Origin of the sequence: Streptomyces sp. NPDC058401, assembly GCF_042722885.1 — a bacterium.
In the GTDB taxonomy this organism is placed as follows: Bacteria; Actinomycetota; Actinomycetes; order Streptomycetales; family Streptomycetaceae; genus Streptomyces.
Window position 1 is genome coordinate 1 of record NZ_JBHXKA010000050.1, and the last position, 3,742, is coordinate 3,742.

Consider the following 3,742-nt stretch of genomic DNA (forward strand, 5'->3'; position numbering starts at 1 on the left):
CCGTAGGGGAACGCCCGCCGCCGGTGCCGTCCTTCAGCCGACTACGGGACCTCAGGCGCCCAGGTGACGGGCGAGGAAGGCCACGCTGTCGGCGACGATGCGCCCCATGTCGGGGGAGCCGAGGAAGATGTGGTCGGCGCCTTCCACCGGGGTCAGCACGACCTCGCCCCCGGCCTTCTCCAGGGCGGCGGCGAGCTCCTCGCTCTGGCTGTACGGAACCAGTCCGTCCAGGGTGCCGTGGATCAGCAGGAACGGCGGCGGGTCGGAGCCCTCGACCGCGTACGTGACCGGGCTGGCGGCCCGCGCCAGCTCCGGGCTGTCGGCGACGGACGCGCCGAGCAGGGCTTCGTACGGGTCGGGGAACTCGACTCCGCCGGGCAGCGGCGGGAAGGCCGGCATGGGGTGCTCGGAGAGGGTGACCAGGTCGGAGACCCCGTACCAGTCGACCACGGCACGTACGGCGGTGTCGCCGGCGCCCACTCCGTGCGTTCCCTCCAGCGCCTCGGCGTCCGGGGTGTCCGCGCCGACGACTCCGGCGAGGGCCGCCAGGTGGCCGCCGGCGGACTCGCCCCAGACGCCGATCCGGTCCGGGTCGACGCCGAGTACGGAGGCGAACCGCCGGACGTAGCGGATCGCGGCCTTCACGTCGTGCAGCTGGGCCGGGAAGGGGGCCTCCAGGCTGTGCCGGTAGTCGATCGAGACGAGGGCCAGCCCCGCCGCCCGTACCGACCCGTGCAGCAGCTCGACGGGCACGGTCGGCGGCGGGTAGCGCCGGTCGCCGTCGAGCCAGCCGCCGCCGTGGATCCAGACCACCGCCGGGAAGGGCCCGTCACCCGCGGGCACGTGGACGTCCAGCAGCCGGGGGCGGTAGCCGGGCGAGGTCGCGTAGGTGATCCCCTCGAAGCGGCGGACCCCGTCCGCGTCCACGACGGCGGACACGGGGGTCCGGAACGGCGGGGGCGGCCAGGTCATGTCCGCCGCATCGAGCGCGGCGGGGGGCGATTGCGTCATTGCGGCTCTTCCCATCTGATCGGCCCGGGGGGCCGACGGGTCCAGGTGCGGTCTGCGGGTCTGCGGGTCTGCGGGTCTGCTGACCTGCAGGTCTGCAGGTCTGCGGGTCCCGCCCCTGTCGCGCGGGCCGTACGGACAAGGCTTCGTAACGTATGTCCGAAATGCTTGCGCGAGCCGGGGAGGAGACCTAGCGTGTTACACGTGTAATCACGACTCTAGCGACGCGTTTCCGCAGACCACAAGAGCACGGGCAGTCCCAGTTCCCCGGCAGTTACACGAGCCACCGCGCGAATGTCGTCGCCTTCCCCTCCGGGAGCACGCCATGCTCACGCCCACACCCTCCTCCATCCGGCCCTCCACCCGACCCCCCGCCCGGCCCGCCGTCCAGCCCACCGCCGGCCCGGAACGCCCGGCCGCCCCGGAGAGCCCATCCGCCCCGGCCCCCGCCGCCCGGGTCCGCGGCTTCGGACGCTGGGCCGCGGAGCCCACCCCGGCGACCGTCCCCCTGATCCGCTCCCGCGTCCGCTCGGTGCTCGACGGCTGGGCGGTCGCCGCCGAGATCGCGGACCTCCTCCTGCTGGCCGTGAGCGAGCTGGTCGGGAACGTCGTCCTGCACGCCGCCGGCGCCGGCCGCCTGCGCGTCGGGATCTCCCTGCGCGGGGGATGGCTCTTGCTGGAGGTCGCCGACGGCGCCCCCTCGCTGCCCCGGCTGCCGCACCCGCGGGACGAGCCGGACCAGGACGCCGAGCACGGCCGCGGCCTGCTGATCGTGCACCTGATGGCCGCCGAGGCGGGTGGCCGACTCAGCGTCCGGGCCGATGAGTTCGGCAAGTCCGTGCGCGTGCGCGTCCCGGTGGCCTGACCCGCGGACCGGGGGTCCCGCGGGGGCGTCGGGGAAGCGATCCACCTCACAGAAATATGGCGAGGAATTGACGGCCGCCAATTTATCGAGATACTTGCCCCATCTCCCCTGCTGCTCCCTGATTGAGGTGCCGCCCCATGGAGCTCTCCCCTTCGGCGCACGCCGACACCTTCTGCCGCGACCGGCTCCCGCCGTTCGACCTCTGGCCCGAACTCCACTTCGATCTACCGGAGTTGGACTACCCGGACCGGCTCAACTGCGCCCACAGCCTCCTCGACGAAGCCGTCGAGCGCTGGGGACCCGACCGCCCCTGTCTCCTGACCACCGAAGAGCGCTGGACGTACGGGGACCTGCTCCACCGTGCCAACCAGGTCGCCCAGGTGCTCACCGAGGACCTGAGCCTGCTCCCCGGAAACCGCGTGCTCCTGCGCGGTCCGAACAACCCCTGGCTCGTCGCCGCCTGGTTCGGTGTGCTCAAGGCCGGCGGTGTGGCCGTCACCACGGTGCCGCTGCTGCGCGCCGCCGAGCTCGCCGCCCTGTGCGAGATCAGCCGCCCCGCCGTCGCCCTGTGCGACGACCGCTACCTCGGGGAACTCGAAGGAGCCGCGGCCGCCGCGGCCCGCCCCGACGGCTCCGCCGCGTACACCGCCCCGCGGGTGGTCGCGTACGGCGGCCCCGGCGAGGACGACCTCACCGTCCGCTGCTCGGCCAAGGCCGGGGTCTTCACCACCGTGGACACCGCCGCGGACGACGTGGCCCTGATCGCCTTCACCTCCGGCACCACCGGGCGCCCCAAGGCGACCCTGCACTTCCACCGGGACGTGCTCGCCAACGCGGACACCTTCTCCCGGCACGTCCTGCGGCCGCGGCCCGACGACGTGTTCACCGGAACCCCGCCGCTCGCCTTCACCTTCGGCCTCGGCGGGCTGGTGGTCTTCCCGCTGCGCGTCGGGGCCGCCACCCTGCTCGTCGAGACGGCGACGCCGCGGCAGCTGGCCGACCTCGTCGCCGAGCACGGGGTGACCGTCCTGTTCACCGCGCCCACCGCCTACCGCGCGATCCTGGCCGCGGGCGCGGCCGACCGGCTGGCCGGACTGCGCCGCTGCGTCTCGGCGGGCGAACCGCTGCCCGCGGCCGTGTGGGAGGAGTTCCGCGCCGCCACCGGGCTGCGCATCATCGACGGCATCGGCGCCACCGAGATGCTGCACGTGTTCATCTCCGCGGCCGACGAGGACATCCGCCCCGGCTCCACGGGCCGGCCCGTCCCGGGTTACCGCGCCGCGGTGGTGGACGCGGACGGGGTGCCCGTTCCCGACGGGCAGCCCGGCCTGCTGGCGGTCACCGGTCCCACCGGCTGCCGCTACCTGGACGACCCGCGCCAGTCCACGTACGTCCGCGGCGGCTGGAACATCACGGGCGACACCTACGTCCGCGATGCCGAGGGCTACTTCTGGTACGTGGCCCGCAGCGACGACATGATCGTCTCCTCGGGCTACAACATCGCGGGTCCCGAGGTCGAGAAGGCGCTCGCCGACCACCCCTACGTGGCGGACTGCGGTGTCGTCGGGGTCCCCGACGAACGGCGCGGCATGCTCGTCAAGGCGTACGTGGTCCTGCGCGCGGGCGTACCGGCCGCCCCGGAGACCGTCCGCGCGCTCCAGGAGCACGTCAAGGCGGCCATCGCCCCCTTCAAGTACCCGCGTGCGGTGGAGTTCGTCACCGAGCTCCCCCGTACGGAGACCGGCAAGCTCCGGCGCGGCGAGCTCCGTGCCCGCGGCTCCGGCCGAGGTCCGCGAGGTCCTCACGAAGGCCGGCCGGCACGCCCCCGAGCCTGGGTCGTCTACAGATGTCCGAGCCCACGAGTCGTTA

At 73.8% G+C, this 3,742-nt stretch carries 3 protein-coding genes; 2 read left to right on the plus strand and 1 reads right to left on the minus strand.

The genetic code is table 11. The features are described from left to right. Positions 1-51 precede the first annotated feature (51 nt). The gene (locus ACFWNV_RS19805; protein WP_383948414.1) at positions 52-1,011 is read right to left on the minus strand and encodes an alpha/beta hydrolase fold domain-containing protein; all 960 of its coding nucleotides are present in this window, start codon (positions 1,009-1,011) and stop codon (positions 52-54) included. A gap of 322 nt (positions 1,012-1,333) precedes the next feature. Here ACFWNV_RS19805 and ACFWNV_RS19810 point away from each other — a divergent pair, with 322 nt between their 5' ends. Both ACFWNV_RS19810 and ACFWNV_RS19815 read left to right on the plus strand, forming a co-directional pair. Further along, positions 1,334-1,873 carry an ATP-binding protein gene (locus ACFWNV_RS19810; RefSeq protein WP_383948417.1) on the plus strand — a complete coding sequence of 180 codons (540 nt, stop codon included), beginning with the start codon at positions 1,334-1,336 and terminating at the stop codon, positions 1,871-1,873. 137 nt (positions 1,874-2,010) lie between these two features. Continuing rightward, a partial coding sequence (locus ACFWNV_RS19815) for an AMP-binding protein (protein WP_383948420.1) occupies positions 2,011-3,742 on the plus strand: 1,732 nt, incomplete at its 3' end.

Excerpts from the sequence above, each read along its gene's own strand:
- ACFWNV_RS19805 (WP_383948414.1), bottom strand. The coding sequence starts at position 1,011 with ATGACGCAATCGCCCCCCGCCGCGCTCGATGCGGCGGACATGACCTGG.
- ACFWNV_RS19810 (WP_383948417.1), top strand. The coding sequence starts at position 1,334 with ATGCTCACGCCCACACCCTCCTCCATCCGGCCCTCCACCCGACCCCCC.